General features: G+C 50.2%; 18 protein-coding genes. 7 read left to right on the top strand and 11 right to left on the bottom strand.

The annotated features are described in order from the left end of the window. Positions 1–42: 42 nt before the first annotated feature. Positions 43–774, bottom strand: a complete 732-nt coding sequence (locus ACXAGR_RS08745; protein ID WP_349582496.1) for a FadR/GntR family transcriptional regulator — start codon at positions 772–774, stop codon at positions 43–45. 491 nt (positions 775–1,265) lie between these two features. Here ACXAGR_RS08745 and ACXAGR_RS08740 point away from each other — a divergent pair, with 491 nt between their 5' ends. The 3 genes from ACXAGR_RS08740 to ACXAGR_RS08730 are packed head-to-tail and all read left to right on the top strand — an operon-like array spanning position 1,266 to position 3,721. Next, positions 1,266–2,192, top strand: a complete 927-nt coding sequence (locus ACXAGR_RS08740; RefSeq protein ID WP_474849365.1) for a DUF6492 family protein — start codon at positions 1,266–1,268, stop codon at positions 2,190–2,192. After that, on the top strand, positions 2,182–2,958 hold the full coding sequence (locus tag ACXAGR_RS08735) for a glycosyltransferase family 2 protein (protein WP_474849363.1): 777 nt from the start codon (positions 2,182–2,184) through the stop codon (positions 2,956–2,958). The genes ACXAGR_RS08740 and ACXAGR_RS08735 overlap by 11 nt, the downstream gene beginning before the upstream one ends. After that, positions 2,951–3,721 (top strand): glycosyltransferase family 2 protein, encoded by a 771-nt coding sequence (locus ACXAGR_RS08730; RefSeq protein ID WP_474849361.1) that lies wholly within the window; start codon positions 2,951–2,953, stop codon positions 3,719–3,721. The genes ACXAGR_RS08735 and ACXAGR_RS08730 overlap by 8 nt, the downstream gene beginning before the upstream one ends. A 22-nt stretch (positions 3,722–3,743) precedes the next feature. On the opposite strand, the gene ACXAGR_RS08725 is transcribed toward ACXAGR_RS08730, so the two are convergent. The 3 genes from ACXAGR_RS08725 to ACXAGR_RS08715 all read right to left on the bottom strand — a co-directional run bounded on the left by ACXAGR_RS08725 (position 3,744) and on the right by ACXAGR_RS08715 (position 6,946). Beyond that, the gene (locus ACXAGR_RS08725; protein ID WP_474849359.1) at positions 3,744–4,544 is read right to left on the bottom strand and encodes an alpha/beta fold hydrolase; all 801 of its coding nucleotides are present in this window, start codon (positions 4,542–4,544) and stop codon (positions 3,744–3,746) included. A gap of 59 nt (positions 4,545–4,603) precedes the next feature. Beyond that, positions 4,604–5,602: an NADP-dependent oxidoreductase gene (locus tag ACXAGR_RS08720; RefSeq protein WP_474849357.1), complete on the bottom strand. Its 999-nt coding sequence runs from the start codon at positions 5,600–5,602 to the stop codon at positions 4,604–4,606. 129 nt (positions 5,603–5,731) lie between these two features. Further along, positions 5,732–6,946, bottom strand: a complete 1,215-nt coding sequence (locus ACXAGR_RS08715) for an MFS transporter (RefSeq protein ID WP_474844063.1) — start codon at positions 6,944–6,946, stop codon at positions 5,732–5,734. 440 nt (positions 6,947–7,386) lie between these two features. On the opposite strand from ACXAGR_RS08715, the gene ACXAGR_RS08710 reads away from it, so the two are divergent. Next, positions 7,387–8,043, top strand: coding sequence for a hypothetical protein (locus ACXAGR_RS08710; protein ID WP_474844062.1), 657 nt, complete (start codon positions 7,387–7,389; stop codon positions 8,041–8,043). On the opposite strand, the gene ACXAGR_RS08705 is transcribed toward ACXAGR_RS08710, so the two are convergent. Further along, positions 8,017–9,384 (bottom strand): MATE family efflux transporter, encoded by a 1,368-nt coding sequence (locus ACXAGR_RS08705; protein ID WP_474844061.1) that lies wholly within the window; start codon positions 9,382–9,384, stop codon positions 8,017–8,019. The two genes, ACXAGR_RS08710 and ACXAGR_RS08705, sit on opposite strands and share 27 nt — an antisense overlap. A gap of 93 nt (positions 9,385–9,477) precedes the next feature. Between ACXAGR_RS08705 and ACXAGR_RS08700 the strand changes: the two genes are divergently transcribed. Further along, entirely contained in the window at positions 9,478–10,431 is a 954-nt protein-coding gene (locus ACXAGR_RS08700; RefSeq protein WP_474844060.1) for a hydroxymethylglutaryl-CoA lyase, read from the top strand. Between the two features lie 61 nt (positions 10,432–10,492). Here the strand turns inward: ACXAGR_RS08700 and ACXAGR_RS08695 are convergent, their stop codons facing one another. From ACXAGR_RS08695 to ACXAGR_RS08675, 5 genes are read right to left on the bottom strand one after another with little or no spacing between them, the layout of a single operon-like run. After that, the gene (locus ACXAGR_RS08695) at positions 10,493–11,122 is read right to left on the bottom strand and encodes an isochorismatase family protein (RefSeq protein WP_474844059.1); all 630 of its coding nucleotides are present in this window, start codon (positions 11,120–11,122) and stop codon (positions 10,493–10,495) included. Positions 11,123–11,144: 22 nt separating this feature from the next. Then, positions 11,145–12,005, bottom strand: coding sequence for an isocitrate lyase/PEP mutase family protein (locus tag ACXAGR_RS08690; protein WP_303573235.1), 861 nt, complete (start codon positions 12,003–12,005; stop codon positions 11,145–11,147). A 36-nt stretch (positions 12,006–12,041) separates the two neighbouring features. Further along, a complete protein-coding gene (locus ACXAGR_RS08685) occupies positions 12,042–13,208 on the bottom strand; it encodes an iron-containing alcohol dehydrogenase (RefSeq protein WP_474844058.1) in 1,167 nt (388 codons plus the stop codon). Positions 13,209–13,238: 30 nt separating this feature from the next. Beyond that, positions 13,239–14,636 carry an MFS transporter gene (locus ACXAGR_RS08680; protein WP_474844057.1) on the bottom strand — a complete coding sequence of 466 codons (1,398 nt, stop codon included), beginning with the start codon at positions 14,634–14,636 and terminating at the stop codon, positions 13,239–13,241. A 40-nt stretch (positions 14,637–14,676) separates the two neighbouring features. Further along, complete coding sequence (locus ACXAGR_RS08675) at positions 14,677–15,840, bottom strand: FAD-dependent monooxygenase (RefSeq protein WP_474849355.1); 1,164 nt, start codon at positions 15,838–15,840, stop codon at positions 14,677–14,679. A 198-nt stretch (positions 15,841–16,038) separates the two neighbouring features. Between ACXAGR_RS08675 and ACXAGR_RS08670 the strand changes: the two genes are divergently transcribed. Both ACXAGR_RS08670 and ACXAGR_RS08665 read left to right on the top strand, forming a co-directional pair. Then, positions 16,039–17,652 carry an FAD-binding oxidoreductase gene (locus tag ACXAGR_RS08670; RefSeq protein WP_474844055.1) on the top strand — a complete coding sequence of 538 codons (1,614 nt, stop codon included), beginning with the start codon at positions 16,039–16,041 and terminating at the stop codon, positions 17,650–17,652. Continuing rightward, the gene (locus tag ACXAGR_RS08665; RefSeq protein ID WP_474849353.1) at positions 17,649–19,160 is read left to right on the top strand and encodes an alpha/beta fold hydrolase; all 1,512 of its coding nucleotides are present in this window, start codon (positions 17,649–17,651) and stop codon (positions 19,158–19,160) included. Before ACXAGR_RS08670 ends, ACXAGR_RS08665 begins: the two co-directional genes overlap by 4 nt. A gap of 18 nt (positions 19,161–19,178) precedes the next feature. Here the strand turns inward: ACXAGR_RS08665 and ACXAGR_RS08660 are convergent, their stop codons facing one another. Next, on the bottom strand, positions 19,179–19,697 hold the full coding sequence (locus ACXAGR_RS08660; protein WP_474844053.1) for a VOC family protein: 519 nt from the start codon (positions 19,695–19,697) through the stop codon (positions 19,179–19,181). Between the last annotated feature and the right edge of the window lie 46 nt (positions 19,698–19,743).

Here is a 19,743-nt window from a genome sequence, read left to right as displayed (position 1 = left end):
AGAGCTTTTAATCCTGCACCGGCGCAACCGGTGGCAAAACAATTACTGAGTAAGGTGGGAGATTGAATACAGCCCGCGTGTTTCGTCTGTTCTGCGTTTAATCTCTTCGAGAGCCTTCGCTTCACTCGCCTCAAAAAGTGCATTGATTAGACGGTTGAAGTGATTATGCATGGCTTTACGGGCTGCGCCAGAATCTCTTTTAGCAATGGCATCATATATTGCGGTGTGCTCTACCAGGCGTTGTTCGACGCTTTGGGAGCAAACATCCTGATAAGCCGCCACGATTTGAGGTTCAGTGCGTCTGAGTTTCCACAAATTATTAATCGACATAACCAGTGCATTATTTCTCGTTGCCTGCGATATAATTTCATGAAAACGACGATCGGCTTCGTCGGCGGTTTCAGGTGACTTCATGTCTTCCAGAGTGCTTTGCAACGTTTCCAGTTCCTGAGGCCGGATCGTTGCTGCAGCCAGTGCAGCAGCTTCAGCTTCTACAAGGGCTCTTGCCTGAGTCAGTTCAAAAGCACTGATAGGCTTCTGAGGCGTACTATGGTCTGCACCACTCGTAACATACACTCCTGAGCCAGTTTTTACTTCCACTCTTTCTCTGACTTCCAGAGCGATAATTGCTTCCCGTACTGTAGGACGGCTAACATCATAAGCTTCGGCTAACTCGCGTTCTGCAGGCAGGCGACTACCGACTGGGTAAACACCTTTATCGATTAATGCCTCAAGCTTTTCAACAACACCCCAGAAACGTCTGCGCTTTTTCATGATCTGCTCCTGATAACAGAACGTCTATCTAAACTGCGGCGAAATTCTATTGTTCCGGACGCAGCGCCGTACTTATCTTTATACTATATTTCAGCAAAACTTTACATTATTGGTAAGTATTATTTTTTGAAATTGGTAAAGTCCCGAACTTAGGGGTTCATCGCACAAGTCATGAGCCACTTGCCAACCTTTACTCCTACGTTCGTCGAATATGGTATCGCAGCCTTTCCGTATACTCTGAGCATACAGAGTTTCTCATCGTAATATGTACAAACACATACACTTGACTGACGATTCTTTTCAGAAAATATAAATACTGTAAAAAGAAGCGTAAAAATATGAACCGGGCAATGGTAACCGTGTCCTTTTTGTTTGCGTTTGATGGTGTTTTCTCTTTTAAACTCTTTTAAACCCATCTTTGTACTCCGTCACAAAGCAGAACAAAGACATAAAGATTTAAGATATTTCATAAACAGGAGGTTTTCATCACTATGGCTATCACAGCAGTTTTGCCATTATGTATACAGGGAAGTTACGGTGTTGATGATCTGGGCCGCACGGAAATTTTATTTTCCACGTTCAGTGCGTTTAATGCCGCTGAGGTTTTCAGAGAGTTTCTGATTGTCTGTCCACCGGATGAAGTGGATATTATTCGCCGGCGCACCGCGAAATGGTCAGAATTTTCTATCCGCGTGATGTCCGAAGAAGCGCTTATTCCGGAATTTGAAAAGCACCGTCAGGTCCGCGGCTGGCGTAAGCAGCAAATCGTTAAGCTGGCAGCACCGAGAGTGATTACTACGCCTTATTATCTGACACTGGATGCCGATGCGATTTGCCTGCGTCCGTTAACTGAATCGCTTTTATTACCCGGCGGCAAAGCGCTTATCCAGTACGAGCAGCGGGCGCAGCATCCCAAATGGTGGAAGTCTTCCGCCCGCATCTTAAAAATGTCCGGCGATGTGGGGAATCCTGAGCTGGGCATGACAGTAACGCCGGCGCTGATGGCCAGTGACATCAGCGAAGCTACCGGCGAAGAAATTGCCGCTAACCTCCGTGGTAAGGGGTCTTGGGTGGATAAATTATGCGGTCTGCATAATCCTAAATCGCCAACGAACTGGACCCTCTACCGGCATCGCCGTGGCAGATGGACCGAATATTCTCTGTATTATCTGACGGCGCACAAGCGCAATATGTTGGAGCAATACCACGTGGATGCCTGCACAGCTGAAAATCCTCAGGCGCTGTTAATTCACGATTCACACCCTTTTGAAGCCTGGCAGGCAGAGCAAAGCTTCGCTCCGAACGGACACGGTTTATTTTGTGTCGTAAACAGCAGTATGCGGTTTGACAATAATCTTGTATGGGACAAAATAGCGCCTTTCATCCCGGGTCCTGAGAGGAAGCTTCATGCCAGCTAAACGGCAGTTATCCTGTTTTGTTATTGCCAAAAATGAAGGCGACAGAATTGAGCGTTGCCTGAAATCACTGCATGGCTGGGTCGATCAACTCATTGTGCTGGACTCAGGAAGTACGGATGATACCGTCGGTATCGCCAAAAAGTATGCAGACGAGGTCATCGAAACAGACTGGCCGGGTTACGGTGTACAACGAAACCGTGCCCTCACTTATTGTAAACATGACTGGGTACTGAACATCGATGCCGATGAAGAAGTCACGCCTGCTCTCAGAGATGAAATTGTGGCTGTGTTGTCTTCAGAGCACCTGTCTGCAAACTTCATAAAATGCCCCTGGCATACTGTCTTTTTGGGTTCTGTGCTGAAGCACGGACGTTACAGCACGCCGCAGGGTAAATTGTTCTTAAAGCATGGTGCGAAGTTCAAAGAAGCCAGCGTACATGAATCGCTGATCCTGGAAAAAGAGCAGGTACTGGTGCTTAAATCGCCTTTATTGCATTACAGCTGGCGTAACTATAAACACGCTATCGATAAGCATGTGCAGTACGCGGTATTGTCTGCAAAAGACAAATTTGCCCGTGGAAAAAAGGCGTCGTTGGGTTATGCCTGTCTGCGTTTCTTTACCGATTTTCTGCAACAGTATGTGCTACGCGGTGGCTTTCTGGATGGCAGAGCCGGATTGATGATGGCCATTATTCTTGCCCAGTACGGGTTTCATAAATACGCCGCACTGTGGGCCATGAACAGAGAAGGAAGTGCCGGTGAGTAACCCGTGTCCACTGAGTGTTTATCTGATTACGTTCAATGAAGCCGAGAGGCTGGACGAGGTACTTTCTGCTGTCAGCTTTGCTGCAGAAATTATTGTGGTGGACTCCGGCAGTACCGATGACACCATCATGATTGCAGAGCGTCACGGGGCCAGAGTGATCCACCGGAACTGGCCCGGCTTTGCTAAACAAAAGGCATTTGCGATGAGTCAGTGTACTCAGCCCTGGTTACTGAACCTTGATGGTGACGAGGTGCTGAGTGAAGAATCCGCTGCACACATTCAAAAGGTAGTTTCCGGCGAAAACCCGTCGCACGGTGCGTACCGTCTGCACTTCGAAGATATTTTCTGGGGCAGACCCATGTCATCTAAAGCGGCAAAGCGCCATATTGTGCGGTTGTTCAGAAAGGGTACTGCCCGTTACCCTGAAGATCGCATGGTGCATGAGAATGTGAACCTGGAAAAGGGGACCACCACCGGCGATATTAAAGGGCTGGTCATGCACTATGGCTATGGCAGTACCGAGCTGCTGATGAATAAACAGAACAGTTATTCATCGCTGAAAGCGCAGCAGAAATTTAACAGCAACAAAAAGCCGTCTTTACTGAAATTGTTGCTGGTTTTCCCGCTGACTTTTTTAAAAACTTACCTGTTCAAACGGCACTTTTTATCTGGCAAGCGGGGACTGACCCACGCGTACATTGAATCAATGTATGCGTTTTTAAAAGAAGCGAAGCTGTTCGAGCTGACTGAGCGGAATAAATAGCAGGGCCGCAACCGGCCCCGTTTTACTGCTTAAAGAAGGTCAGCAGCATATCTGCAATGGCGGCAGGTTGTTCAAAAGTGCTCAGGGCGCCTGCATCTTTAATCACCCGGGTTTGAGCATCCGCAATCCGTGATTTGGCTTCTTCCAGTTTATCTTCGTCAAAAAACAAATCGTTTTCAGCGCCGAATACCAGGGTGGGACAGGGGATTTGTGACATCCAGTCTTCAGCGCCCATCCAGTCCAGCACCGGCTCGTGAATATCGAACTTCCGGAGTCTTGCCAGTTGTCCGTGAATGAACGGCTTATAGCGTGTATCCAGCGAAGCTGTCGGTGCCAGTGCAGCGTATCGCAGCCAGGCATCGGATATGAACTTGCCGTCCGCATCAAAAGGAATATCCCGGGACAGTGGCTTTGCTCTAATCGCAGCAACGAACTGATCAATTTGCGTTTTTGATATCAGCATTTCGCAGGAAATCACCAGCTTCTTCACTCTCTCAGGCCAGTTAACCGCAAGACAGGTTGCCAGTGCTGCACCTGAATGGTTGCCGGCAACAAAGGCTTTATCAATGCCATGGGCGTCCATAAAAGCGATGGTGTCTTGCGCAAAATCCGGAATGTTCATGGCGGCAGATGGCTCGTAGGATTGACCATGTCCGGCCATATCCGGTGCATATACAGTAAAATGCTGTGCCAGAACGGGAATAATATTTTCCCACTCAATGCTGCTCATTGGTGCCTGATGCAACAGTAACAAGGGTTCGCCCTGTCCGGCTTTGATATAGTGAATTTGCCCTGCAGGCAAGTCCAGATAGTATTTTTTCATAACCATTCCGTGAGGAAACTTTACCCGGTCGTGTCCTGAATCCGGGTAAAGTGACAACGTTAAATCTCTACAATAACTTTCCCGGTGTTTTCACCGCGCATTAAGCGACAGAAAGCGTCCGGAGCACTGGCAAGACCCTGAGAAACATCTTCGAAGGTTTTCAGTTTGCCGTTCAGATAATGGGGCAGGCAATACTCCACAAATTCTGCTCTCCGGGGTTCGTAGTCATAGACTACAAGGCCGGTAACCTGTGCCCGGGATTTGATCCACATCGCAGGATGAGGGCCGCCGGCACGGCTGGTACTGTTAAGTTCAGACATAATGCCGCACAGCACCACTCTGGCACCGACAGCAAGTTGAGAAGAGACAGTGTTTAACAGTTCTCCGCCCACTAAATCAAAATAGACGTTAATACCGTCAGGGCAGGCTGCTTTAAGTTGCTCAGCAATGTCACCGGCTTTGCGATCCAGACAGATATCGTAGCCGATTTCTTTAACGGCCTTGTCGCATTTCTCTTTGCCGCCGGCAATACCCACAACCTTACAGCCGTAGAGTTTAGCCAGCTGGGCAGCTGTAGCACCTACGCCCCCCGTTGCAGCGGGAATGACAACCACATCGCCCGGGGCTGGTTTTGCAGTGCAGACAATGCCCGCCCAGGCGGTAAGCCCTGTGGTGCCCAGCGCGGAAAGATAGGCTGCATTGTTGTCTACGGGGGCATGAACGGCAGACAAGGTTTTCCCGTCCATCACGGCGTATTCCTGCCAGCCGCCGAAGCCTCTGACAATATCGCCGGCACTGAAAGCCGGATCTTCACTTTGAACCACTTCAGCTATGGTTTCGCCTTTCATTAAATCGCCCGGCGTAATCGCACCGGATAAGTGCCTGCCGGCAATCTGACTACGCATGTACGGGTCGAGAGAAAGGTAAAGGTTTTTTACCAGCACTTCGCCGGCTTTGGGGGGCGTTACTTCGACAGAACGGGTCGTAAAGTCTGATGGTACGGGCGTACCTTCCGGCGTTTTAGCCAGTACAATTTGCGTGTTTTTTAAGTCGCTCATAGCCTGTATTCATGTCTGTTAAGGGAAACGTTGACTGGCAGAGTAAGGGATGATGCGCGGTGAAACTATGATAAAAGTCATAGTTTCACCGGGTAGCGACATGCCGTTGAGGCCGGAAGGGAAGCAGAACTACTTTGCTGCTCCGGCAAGCATGTCGTGATTTTGTTTTGCAGGTGTTGCAATTTGCGTTACAAAAATTAAAGCTGTAATGATTAACACAACGAAAATCATGAATGCGACCTGGTAGTCACCGTACATGGAATAGAAAACACCGGTTAACCAGATGCCCAGACCACCACCAAGACAATCCAGCACGGCGATGGTGCCGAGGATTTTGCCTGCAGAAACCAGTCCGAAACAATTCACAGCGGATAATTGTATTGTGGTGTACACACCGCCCCAGCCAAGGCCAAACAGAACAATAGCAATCCAAATCAGGCTGCTGTTCATCATCGCAAGGCACGCCGAGCCGGTGAGCATAACAATAATGTTGCCGATGAAGACCAGTTTGTAATTCAGGTAGTCTGACAGCAGACCGAAAACGAATTTACCGATCACTGCGCAGAGGAAAAACAGACTGATAGCGTTAGTGGCGGAAGCCGGCGTAAAGTCGAGATCCCGCAAGTAAAGGAACAGATGCGCCTGCACCGCCAGCACCGTGTAGAACGTCGTCATAGCGACCACAGAAATGGCCCAGAATGCTTTTGTTTTCAGTGCCTCCACATAACCGAGACCCTGCGAGAGCGCTACATCCTGTGGTTTCGTGCTGGCTTCAGCTTCCGGCCCGTTTCTGACAAATAGCGCAACCATCGCAAACATAAAGGCAGGAAAAAACATGGCGTAAGTCATTGCCATGCGCCATCCCACCAGTTCACTCATATAGGTGCCGTACTGGGGAAAGATCATGCCGCCCAGACTGGTGCCTACAAGAGTGATACCAATGGCGACGCCCCGTTTTTTCTGAAACCAGCTGGAAACCAGAATGATGGCCGGGTTCAGGCCACAAAACACCAGTACAACGCCAAGCAGCGCATGGGCAAAATAGAGATTAGCCAGTGACTCAACACCGCTATATAAGAAATAAGCTACAGCAAGCATGACCCACCCGGCCAGCATGCAGCGTTTAACGCCCAGCTTATCGATGATTATACCGCCGAAGGGAGCCAGCAGTGCGCTGGTGCCGAAGGTAATCATGTCGCGGAATTTTAATTCGCCGCGACTCCAGCCAAATTCTGATATTAGTGATTCATCAAAGACAGACAGGCCGGAAATACTCATTCCGTTACTGATGATCAGCACCACGCTTGCCAGCACGGCGATCATCCATGGGTAGCTTCTATTCATAACTCATCCAACACGTAAAATTGTTTTCGTTGAAAACAAACCTTTTTTAAAAAGCCGGCAGACAGAAAACGGGAAAATTGTCTGGCATGAACTCTTAAAGGCTGATTATTTATAATAATTTTGAAAATGTAGCTGGTGATGTTCAGCTGTTTGCAATCGTTAGCCAGCAAGAAAAAAAGTGAAAATCACTCATTTGAAATCACCCCAGCCTGTCTGATTTTGCCCCGACTATCGACCGTTGAATATGACAAAACGCAATTTTTGGAAATTAAACCGGCTACCTGCTCAACAAACGGGATGAGGCTGCAGGGCCGGCTATTTCTTAACCAGACTAATCCCTTTCATGAATTACTGTCAATTAACTTTAAATATTGTTATAACAATAATTCATAAAGTTGTGTTTATAGCAAATCTTGTTATTAAATCAGGGTGAAAAAACAATGGATTTTCTGGTAATAAAATTCCTGCATGTCATGGGGCTGGTTTACTGGTTAGGGGGCGACCTCGGTACTTTCATCGCAAGCCGGTATGTACTGAAAACGGATCTGGGCCACGAAAGCAGAGTGGTGGCTGCAAAAATACTGAATGCTGCCGATCAGGGACCCAGACTGGCAATGCCACTGATGTTTGCGAGCGGATTGCATTTGAGTACTACGCTGGGGTTAACGCCGTTCTTGTCAGGATGGCTGGCGGTTATCTGGGCTACAGGCCTGGCCTGGCTGGCATGTGTTGCCGCATTGCACTGGTATTCAGGTACCGCAAAAGCGCTCATTATAAAATGTGACTGGGTGATACGGGTGACCGTTTGTGCCGGCGCAATATTGACCGGCTTTTTCAGTGTTTTTACCGCCGGACCGGTAGTTGTTTACTGGGCAGCCTGGAAGCTGGCTTTATTCGGTGTGGTTGTGCTTCTGGGTATTCTTATCCGCTTTAAGCTGAAGCCTTTCGGCCCCGCTTTTGCAAAACTGGCAAGTGGTCAGGGGGATGCAAATACAAATGCAATTATTCAGAACACTATCGGCGGTGCAGCCTGGCATGTAAAAGGTATCTGGATACTGCTGCTGGTGATATCAGCTTTTGGCCTCCACCTCATTTAATACCACCCGCGGCCATGGCTGGCGGAACACCCGCCAGCACATGAGCCCCGTTTTTACTACGTAGTCCAGTACAATCATGCCAAAAATCCACTCTACCGGTGCATCCAACAGCATGAGAATAAACGCGCCGCCGAAGCGGATGACAAAATTGCTTAACAGCACAGTAAACATGGGCCAGCGGGTATCCCCTGTGCCCTGACAGGCACCTGTCAAAACAAAGTCGATGGCCATGACCGGTTGGGCAACGGCAAAGAAATAAATAAACACACTGGTGTAATAGGTAACGTCGCTCTCACCAATTAACCACAAAGAAAGCGGCTCGCAGAATGTGCCCAGCAGCAGTCCCATAATTGTCATTACGGTCAGTGAAAAGCCAAGGGCAACGTGAAGAATGCGCTTTGCCATCGCCAGATCATTTTTCCCCACTGCCTGACCTATCATTACATTGGCACTCACAGAGAACCCGTAACCCACAACAAAGGAAACGGAAATAAGCATAATGCCTGCGCCATAGGCTGCATACGGTGCTGTGCCGTAACGGGCGACTACCCACAGGAACGACAACACCGCTACCTGCCTGAACAATTGCTCCATGATGGCGGGGTAACTGATACGCCACAACCGGCGTCCGCCGGAAAGAGACCACCTGGCAATAAAAAATTCCCGCCAGCGGGGATACAGCAAACCAAGCATTAAAATCAGGCCGAGCAGATTGCCAATCCCCGCAGCTTTAGCCACGGCTGCAGGACCACTGTCGGTATAGTATTGCCAGTTGCCTGCAAGTAAATACGTCAGTACCAGTGTTGTGCCGTTTAAAAAGATACCGGAAGCCAGCGGCAGCCAGGCAATGCTGAGTGCTCTTAATGCGCTGGCGATAATGAAATAAATGGCAATGAACCAGCAGTACAGGCTGAGTTCACGGATGTAACTGGCGCCTTCATAAAGTGCTTCAGGATCAGTCAGACCGAGACTGTACATAATAGGCTCTGCAAGCCACCAGAAACACACAGACAGCCCGATGGTAATTGCTACGCCAAGCACCAGTGTTACGCGGAGCCAGTGAGAAGCTTCACCATGCTCACCCCGCCCCTGACTCTGGGCGATGAGTGCCATGGCACCAATGTTCAGGCCAAACAGAATTGACTGAATAAGAAAGAACAGGCGCTGACCGGAAGTGACTGCGGCAATGGCTGAACTGCCCAGTGTTGCGACGACTTTTATTGTGAGGATCCCCACCACTGCCGTCATTGCCTGCACACCGCCGGCAGATCCTGCCAGCGATATCATTTGTCTGAAATCGACCTTTACAGCATTCCCTGCACGGGCGTGTTGGTTATCCATGAATTTATTAGAAAGCCGGTCAGGCTATCGCCAGTAATGAAATTGAATGTTATTATGACATATAGATATTACAATAATCTATGGATTGAAAGCATGACTATGCAGTTTGATGTAGAAATTAGTGAAGTAGGCCCCAGAGACGGATTGCAAAGTATTGCACCAATTATGGCCACAGAAGATAAAAAACGCTGGATTTCGGCTCTGGCAGCCGCCGGTATTCCTGAAATCGAAATCGGTTCATTTGTGCCGGCAAAAATACTGCCGCAACTGGCTGACACTGCAGAGTTGGTGGCCCACGCCAGAACTCTCGCTAATCTTAATGTTGCGGTACTTGTACCGAACTACCGTGGTGCCGAAAATGCTGTAAAAGCTGGCGCGCACAAGATCACGATTCCGTTGTCTGTGTCTGAAACGCATAGTCTCAGAAACGTGCGCCGTACCCATGTACAAATGCTCGAAGAAGTCAGACAAATCCGCGAACTGATTAATACCTTGCCCGAAGTTGAGCGTCCTGTGTTTGAGGGCGGCTTGTCTACCGCATTTGGTTGCACCCTTGAAGGTAAGGTGCCCCAAAGCAAGGTTTTTGGGCTGGCAGAGCAACTTATCGAAGCAGGTTGTGATGAAGTTGGTCTGTCTGATACAACAGGTTATGGCACGCCGTTGCAGGTGAAAAACCTGACGAAAGGTGTATGGGCTGCAGTAGGCAAAGATAAGCTTACCGGCATTCATCTTCATAATACCCGTGGTCAGGGCTTTGCAAATGTGATGATGGCGCTGGAGGTCGGCTTACGGACGATTGACTCGTCGATGGCAGGGATCGGCGGCTGCCCGTTTGCGCCCGGCGCTTCCGGCAACATTGTGACCGAAGATCTGGTTTTTTTGCTGGAAGGGATGGGGCTTAAAACCGGTGTGCAGTTCGGGAAGCTGTTGCAGGCGAGAAAAATTCTGCGCCAGAGCTTACCGGCAGAGGTTGAGTTATATGGCTTTACCCCGGATGCCGGTTTGCCTAAGGGCTTCGATATGGTCACCCCGCAGCAACTGGCCTGAATAAAAAACGCGGCAAAGGAAAAACCTATGCCGCGTTCTGCTTTGAGCTGCTCTGGAACAATTACGCTGAAAGCGATTTCAGGTAATCAATGACTTCCAATTCTTTAACTACATCGGCGTACTTCGCGTTCATATCGAACAGGTTTGCCTGATGCGGTGCTTCGTGACGGTCTCCGCAGGCTTCTTCTACAACAATGGGAATAAACCCGTGGGAGCAGGCGTCTACACAGCTGGCGCGAACACAACCACTGGTTGTGAGGCCGGTAAGCAATACCGAATCAATACCCGCTGATGTCAGCGTTGAGGCCAGTGATGTACCGAAAAACGCACTGGGATACTGCTTTGAGATAACCAGTTCGTTTTCTTTTGGTGCCAGGCCTTTTGCCCAGGCGCCCATGGGGGAGCCTTCTGTTAGGTAGCGCAGCGGCTTTGCCTTCTTAAAGAAGGTGCCGCCGTTAAAGCCTGAAGGATGATAAACCACATTGGTATAGATCACCGGAATACCGGCTTCACGGGCAGCTTCAAGCACACGGATTGCAGATGCCAGTGCATCTTCAACATCGGCGTACAGATCGCAGGACTTATCATAGTAAGCTTCAACGAAGTCTATCAGTACCAGCGCCGGTTTCTTACCGAAGCCGATGCGGTTGTTATATACGCTTGCATAGTTAGCGTCTAAATTTTCACTCATTTTTCAATCCTTACAGCGTGGCTTATTTCGCCCACTTCTTCTCAAATGCCCATACATCTTCAAAACCAATGAGTGAACAGAACTCTTTAAAGTTATTAATCGGCACGCCTGTTGGTTCAGGGCTGCCTTGCTCTTTCATGGCAATCAGGGCTTTTTCAACGGCGTTGGCTGCTGCAAGGGCGGGCAGAGAAGGGGCAATAGCGACACTGAAGCCAATGTCTTGCATTTTTTCTGCGCTGTACATCGGGGTAAAGCCACCGTTTGACATGTTAGCCATCATCGGCGCATCGACGGCCTCACAGGCTTTACGCATTTCTTCTTCGTTGGTAAGTGCTTCGAGGAAGATGATGTCAGCACCAGCGCGGCGGTAAGCGTTACAGCGTTTTATTGATGCTTCAAGTCCTTCCGCATGCAGAGCATCGGTACGGGCAATGATCATCATATCTTCGTCAGTACGGGCATCCACCGCCACTTTAATTTTTTCAACCATGTCATCTACCGGAATGACACGGCGACCCGGAGTATGGCCGCATTTTTTAGGAAACTCCTGGTCTTCCATCTGAATGGCTGCGACACCCGCTTCCTGATAGCCTTTCACCGTATGGTGAACATTCAGCAGTCCGCCAAAGCCGGTGTCGGCATCTGCCATAACAGCTGCGTTACTGGTTTTAACCAGTGTCGCCATGCGATCCAGCATCTGGGTGTAACTCACAATCCCTGCATCCGGCAAACCATAGCCTGATGCAGTCAGCCAGTAGCCACTGCCATAAACAACATCGAAGCCGACTTTATTAGCAACAACGGCAGTGATCATATCCTGAATACCGGGAGCAAAAACAAACTCTCCCTTACTGATTTTTTCTCGCAAAATTGATTTAGACATATTGAATTCCAGGTGAGTCAATGTGGGTTGGGTGGCCTACCAGGCCGCCTGATAAATGGCCAGTGCATCGGCTTCACTTAAATAACGCGGGTTATTTACCAGAAGACGTTGTTGTTGCATGGCTTCGTTTGCCAGTTTTGGCAGATCGGATTCGGGTATATTCAGCGCCGACAAGGTACGTGGAATAGCCACGTCAATCAGCAGGGCTTCTACCAGCTCAATGAAATGAGCGCAGTCGAGCTGGGCGTCGCCACAGGAGTTGTCGGTGGTAACACAGGTCATCAGTTGCGCATACTGTTCTATGGCCCAGTCATCGCTGGCATTGAAGCGCAGCACATGGGGTAACACCAGCGCATTACTGAGTCCGTGTGGAATGTGATAATTGCCTCCCAGCGGATAGGCGAGGGCGTGCACTGCAGCCACCGGCGCATTGGCAAAGGCTTGTCCCGCCAGCATCGCGCCAAGCAGCACTTTCGAACGGGCTTCCACATTATTGCCCTGACGCACAGCGGTAAGCAGGTTTGACGAAATGAGTCGTAAAGCTTCTTTCGCCAGCATATCCGAATACGGATTTTTCTTTTTCTTGCTGGTGAAGGCTTCGATGGCGTGCACCATGGCATCAATGCCCGTAGCGGCTGTAATAGACGGTGGTAAACCAAGTGTCAGTTCTGCATCCAGTAGCGCAATATCCGGTAACAGTTGATGAGAAACTACACCGGACTTTGTGGTTTCACCGGTGGTGATAATAGAGATAGGCGTCACTTCAGAGCCCGTCCCCGCCGTGGTAGGCACCAGAATCAATGGCAAGCGCTTTTGCTTTATTTGATCAATGCCGTACATTTCCTGCAGAGGCTGGTCGCCGGGCACCAGTGCTGCTATCAGCTTTGCCACATCCAGACTGCTGCCACCCCCTACCGCGATAATACCGTCAGTGCCGGCGTCTACCGCCGCCTGCTTTGCTGACAACACAATATGCTCAGGAGGATCGGCCTGAATATCACTGTACACAAAGGGGGCCAAGCCTTCAGCTTCCAGTTTGCTGATGACCGGCTCCAGGATGCCGGTTGCCAGCAAACCTTTGTCGGTAACCAGCATGGGACGTGTTATTGCGAGTGCGCGGCAATGTTCAGCCAGTGTGCCGGCTGCGCCGGGGGAACACACGATTTTCGGGACTGACATAAACTCAAAATTAATGCTTGTCATGGGGTATCCTGTTATTCCTGAAACTGCTAATTACATGCTCTGCATCGCGCGTTTGTAGCGCGTGAAAATCAAAAGGCTGATGGCCATAATCGCTGCAGGTACAACCGAATAAAGCAGTACCATGCCGTGAATGGCTTCCGGCGCCTGTTCAGTGGCTCCGCCGGTTGAAGATTGAAATCCTGTGTAGCTTAAAAATGCACCTGCCAGGACCGGACCGAGGGCGAACGCCAGCTTTTCTGTGGCGGAGAAAAAGCCTGAGAACAGACCTTCATCCACCGTTCCTTTGTTTTGACGTTGTTTGTCGATGACATCGGTAAGCAGTGAGAAGACAAGCAGGGCAAAGCCTGAATTGGTACAGCCGATAAGCACCGCGCGGCAAAGCACAAGGAAATGCTCTGTCGACATCTCACCCCAGCCGGGTAATGTCATCAGCACGTCGTCGCCGGGTTTAACCCAGAGCCAGGTAATGGTGATCAGCATCCAGCCAATGCAGGCTACCCAGAAGGCAGCTTCTTTGCCCCATTTGCCGGACAACTTCACCCACATTGGCTGACTCAGTATCGAACCTGTACACATCACGATGACAAAAGGAAACAGAAGCGAAATATCAGCAACCGCATATAAGAAAATGAAACCGACAACGGCGTAGCCACATGCCTGAGCAATGGTTTGTACAAGATAAGTGGCAGCCAGTACCATGAAGGGCTTATTTTCTTTCACGGATGCAAATCTGCTGAGTAATTTGCGCGGATCATCCTGTGAAATCTGTCCGAAATTACGGGGTACACCAAAGGCTGTTGCGAGCATGGCAACCACACAAATGCCACCGAACAGAATGGCCATTGTTCGCCATGCGGCGGCATCACCACCGAGTTTATAAACCAGCGGCTGAGCCAGCCCTATGCCCATAATTACGCCAATGATGACGAAAATCATACGCACAGACAGTACCTTGGTCCGTTCATGGGCATCAGATGAAAGCTCGGATGCCATGGCGAGGTAAGGCACTGAAAACGCACTGAATGCTGTGGATGCAATCAGGAACAATATGCCGATAAATACCGCTGCCATAGTTGGCGAGGAAAATTCACTGAAACTGAACAGCGCCATAAAACTCAGGCCGGTAAGCAGGCCACCGGCCGCCAGGAAAGGGCGACGGGAATGATGTGGCTTCAGTTTGTCTGACCACACGCCCATTGCCGGGTCGCAAATAATCACCCACAGTTTAGGGATGAGAACAACTATACCGGCAACCCAGGCAGAAACGCCCAGCATCGTGGTCATGAAAAGAGGTAACAGCGCTGCCGGGGCATCACGGAAAAGTTGGCCGCCAATCTGACCGCTCCCGTAGAGCAGTTTCGTGATAAGCGGTACTTTTGAAGTACTGATAACAGCCTGATCAGCTGTACTTTCGACGGCTTGTGTCATTATGTGTTCCTCGCGGCCACGTGTAAAAAGAGTGTCGCGGTCATACTGGCTCGCTTACACAGTCATAGTTAAACAGGCCCAGGGTTTCTTCATTGCGAAGATTACCCAGACCATACATCTCAGCTTCATTTCCTTGTAAGCGATCTGCGTTCTCGTTAGATTCCTGTTGAATGAAACTGGTGCGGTCAAAGCGTGAGGTCTCATACCTTTCAAGGGCTTCTTTCATCGAATCAGCGTCGTTAATGGCACGTGTTAGCATGATGGCATCCTCGATGCCGGTAGCTGCACCCTGCCCAAGAAATGGCGTCATGGCATGGGCCGCATCTCCGATAAGGGTGACGGAATCATTTTTTGACCAGCCGTCTGACAGCGATTTATGAGCGTTGATAGCCCATTTGAAAACCGTGCCGGGCTTGATTTCATTCAGCAGGGTTTGTACGTCAGGGCACCAGCCGTCAAAGTGTTGCTTTAGTTCGTCAAGATCAGCAGGAATCGACCAGCCATCTTCTTCCCAGCCACTTTGGCGAACGAAAAACACCAGGTTCAGAATGTCGCCTTTGCGAAGGGGATAGCGAACCACCATTTTACCAGGGCCGATATGCATGCCGGGCTGATCAATAAGTTTCTGAATAGCCGGTGACGCCGGCGCCAGTGCACGGTATGCGATGTGGCCGGTAAAGTGAGGAGGCTGCGGGTTGAACAGCTGGCGGGTTACCGACTTAAGGCCGTCAGCACCAATGACCAGATCGGCATCGTATTGTGTATCGTCGGCAAAATATAAGGTTGCACCACCGTCACGGCTGTCGATGGTTTTCAAGTGCTTACCAAGATGCAATTGAGCACCTTCTTTTTCGGCTGCAGCGACCAGGATTTTGTGCAGATCTGCACGGTGAATGTACACATAGGCTGCGTTGTACTGTTGCTTTGTACCCGAGCGGTCCACGGTCAGCAGGTTATTTCCGCCAGACCAGTGATCGATGGTCTGTGTAGACGGCTCCATACCAGTTTCAACAATAGTATCGCCAACACCGATGTAGTCCAGTCCGCGCATTGCATTCGGCGCCAGAGTGATACCTGCACCCACGTCTCCCAGTTGCGGTGCTGATTCAAACAACTGAACAGTATGACCTGCTCTGGCTAGAGCGATGACAGCCGTCAAACCGGCAATACCTGCACCAACCACAGCAATGTTTAACGTTTGCATAATTCTATTCCTTCGTTACCGTAGCGTATTCGCTTTGGGAGCGTATTAACTGTGCTTCTAGTCTCCATATTCACAGGCCGCCAGCCATGACAATTGTCAAAGACGCCGCGCGCCGCAAAGTAGTATGTTTGCTGGCATACACGCAGATGCTCCGGCACCCGCAAACGAGAAATACAAAATCAGCAAACAAGGTTTTTTATGACGATCACTACGCCTGCAGAAGCGCCTGCGCAAACTCTGAAATCGGACAATTTTGTCGATGAAATACGTCATGCGGCAGGGGCTGAGAATGTCATGGATGCATCCCGGGCGAGACATTTATATACCGACGTTTATCGTCAGAAAGCATCTCCGGTTGCAGTGGTTACCATCCGTGGTACAGAGCAGCTGCAGGCGGTCATGCGCGTGTGCTACAAAGAGCAAGTTGGGGTGTCCATACGCGGTGGTGGTGCTTCTTATACCGACGGTTATCTGATTGAAAATGGCCCGCAGATTTTGCTGGATATGAGCAAGATGGACCGGATCCTCGAAATCAATGAACAGGACGCTTACGTCACTGTAGAAGCAGGGGTGACCTGGGCAGTACTGAAAGACACACTGGCGGAAAAAGGCTGGCGGACCCCATTCTGGGGACCATTTTCAGGAATGCACGCTACCGTGGGTGGTTCAGTGTCACAAAATACAATTAGTCACGGTTCAGGCGCATACGGCATTTCTGCACAAAGTGTGCAGGCGGTTAAAGTGGTACTGGCTAACGGTGATTTACTGGATACAGGTTCTGCAGGTGCAGGCAGCACGCCATTTTGCCGTCATTTCGGCCCGGATCTGACCGGATTGTTTACCGGCGACTGTAGCGCCCTTGGTGTAAAAGCCACCGTTACACTCCCGCTGATAAGGCCACGTCCTGCGCACCAGACTGTTTCCTTTGCTTTTAACGATTTTGAAACCATGCATGAGTCCATGCGACGCATTTCGCTGGAAAGACTGGAAGACACGCATTTTTCCCTTGATGGCGCATTATCTCAGGGCCAAATTGCACGACAGGATAACGCGGGACAGGTCGTTAAAATGGCACTGTCGATCCTGAAAAGTTCGCCGTCGTTGTGGTCAGGTATAAAACAACTGGTCACGTCTGCGGTATCTGCCCGCAAGGTCATCAGTCAGTCACCTTACATGACGCACTACATTGTTGAAGGGGTGAATGATGCGGAAGCGAAAAGTCGTATCCACCGTATCCGTGAAATTAACCAGTCATTCGGTCAGGAAATTCCGGCCACAGTGCCTGCGGTAGTCAGAGGCATGCCCTTCGCACCGTTTTACAACACCCTGGGGCCTGCCGGTGAGCGCTGGGTCCCCCTTCACGGTATTCTTCCCCATTCTGCCGTTGCGACTTTTCACAAAGAGCTGGAAGCTTTTTATGCGGCCCGCAAAAATAAGATGGACGAACTGGGGATCTGGTACGGTGGTATGTTTGCTACCGTAGCGTCTTCGGGCTTTCTGTACGAAATAGCGCTGTACTGGCCAGATGAAATTACTGATTATCACAGACAGGTTGTGCCAGCGGACTACCTGAGTAAATTGCCTGTCTATCCGGCAAATCACATTGCCCGCAAATATGTGCATGAACTTAAAAGCGCGCTGACGGATTTATTTGTGAAACACGGCGCGATTAACTTCCAGTTGGGTAAGGCTTACCCTTATCGTGACCGGTTGCAACCGGTCACATTAAATATGGTCGACGCACTGAAGGCCCATGTGGATGATAAAGGTATTCTGGCACCGGCTAATCTGGGATTCGGTGATAAAGCATGACGGTCGCTGACAGGGGAGTGATTACCCGTCATTTTGTGCAGGTTGCAGATCGCACTGTGCATTACCGGCTTGCAGGCAAAGGTCAGCCTGTGGTGTTAATACATCAGTCGCCAAAGAGTTCTGCTGAACTTGAGCCGTTTATGCGTCAGCTTGCGCCCCACTTCAGTGTTTTCGCCCCCGACACGCCAGGCTACGGCTTGTCTGTACCTCTTGCAGACACGAAGGCAACCATCGATGATTTTGTTGATGCGCTCATTGCCTTATTTGATGCCTTGTCTCTGGATGCGCCGGTGGTATTTGGCAGCCATTCCGGGGCGATATTCGGAGTCAGGCTGGCCGCCCGCTATCCTGATCGCGTAAGCGGACTGGTGGCAAACGGTATTTTAATTAACGATCAGGCCACAAGAGACGAACTGGTCGCGCATTATTTTCCGCAATTTCCGCCTTCCCGGACGGGTGAACACCTTGCCGGGGTGTGGTCCAGAATTCGCGATCAGCATTGTTACTATCCCTGGTATAAACAGTCACCGGAGCATCGTATTCACTGGCCCGCCAGTGTGGAAGAAATGCATGAAAGTGCGCTGGAAATTCTTATGGCGGGCGAGCATTATCAAACCGGTTATCGTGCTGTTCTGGATTACGATATATCGCCGGACGTCAGCGCCTTATCTGTACCGGCAATGCTGATTGTGGCCAAACCGGACGCACTGGTGCATTACGTGCCCCATTACCCGCCGCTTCCGGCAAACGTTTCTGTGACGATAACTGAAGACTACCCGGCGATTCCGCAAGAGACCATTGCGTTCATTTACGAGCGTTGTGCGAATGTGAGCCTGCCGGCAGACCCTGTGGCAAAAAACTCTCATCCCGAACGTCAGTTTATCCGCGCCGGAAAGACCGGGCTGTATTGTGAATTCAGCGGAGACCCGCAAGCTACCCCCGTGCTGGTGGTGCATGATCTTTTTCAGAGTGTCCGGCAATGCAGAGAGTTAATCAGTGATTTATCTGAAAATCATTTCGTCATTGCCCCGGATCTACCCGGGCACGGTTACACGGCCGGCGAACCGCTGTCAGCTGCAGAAACGGCAAAGACACTGGTTACATTGATTGAGACTTTGAAAACACCGCATATCGAACTGGTGTTTGTTGGGCGCAGTGGCTATCTGGCCGGTGAATTTGCCCGCTGTAAGCCACAAGGAGTGCAGACCGACGTATTGTTTGTACCTGACCATGCCGGTATTGCACTGGGTAAGCTGCACTTCGATGATGATACGGATGTTGCTCTGGCGAAAGCGCCGGACCTCACGCCGGAATCCTCAGGCGCCCATTTTCAGACCGCCTGGTATTACTTGCGGGACAGCTATTTATTCTCCCCCTGGTATCGCAGGGAAGAAGTATGTATTAGTCAGGGACGTGGCGAGCTCACAGTCTCTGAACTGCAAATTGCGCTGCTGGATCTCATGGCTGGCTGGAAGAGTGGTAACCTGTTGCTGGATGCCGTGCGTTAATGCCGCGTAAGCCGCAGTTCAATCCAGTGGCGTAAATTCCATTTCAGGGCCGCTTTGCAATTGCCCGGAGGGCGGTCTTTCCACCAGATTAAGCAGAAAACCGTCAGGATCCCGCAAGCATATTTCACGCTGACAAAAGTGTCCCAGTTCGAATGTGACCGCTGTGCCAGTCCAGATGGCGCCGGCATCACGGAGCGCCGGCAAAACAATATCTAAATCGTCCACATAGAAAACCAGCGCACTTTCTCCGCACCGGGCAGGGCCACTTCGCACCGGTTCATCCGTGTTTGAGCGGGCTATTTCGAAAAGGCCCACCATGCCGAAATTCGGGCCTTCACTTTTAACAATGCTGACTTCGTAAGGCCGGTGTTCACTAAGCCCCAGTACTTCACTGGCTGAAGGGTGAGATAACACGCCTTCGAAATACAAGTTTGTTAAACCCAGCGCCTGATAAAACTGTTTTGAGCGCTTCCGGTCGCGAACAAATAAAGCGCTGCGGATTAGTGCCGAAACAGGCGGCGGGGTCATAGTAGTCATCGTTTTCGTCCACACCAGAGCATTTGACCTAGTTTAAGGTGATATG

The sequence above is a fragment of the Alteromonas sp. ABH4_457 genome (assembly GCF_056160625.1).
Note: the sequence above shows the minus strand (reverse complement) of the source record. Positions and strands in the feature narration are given on the sequence as shown.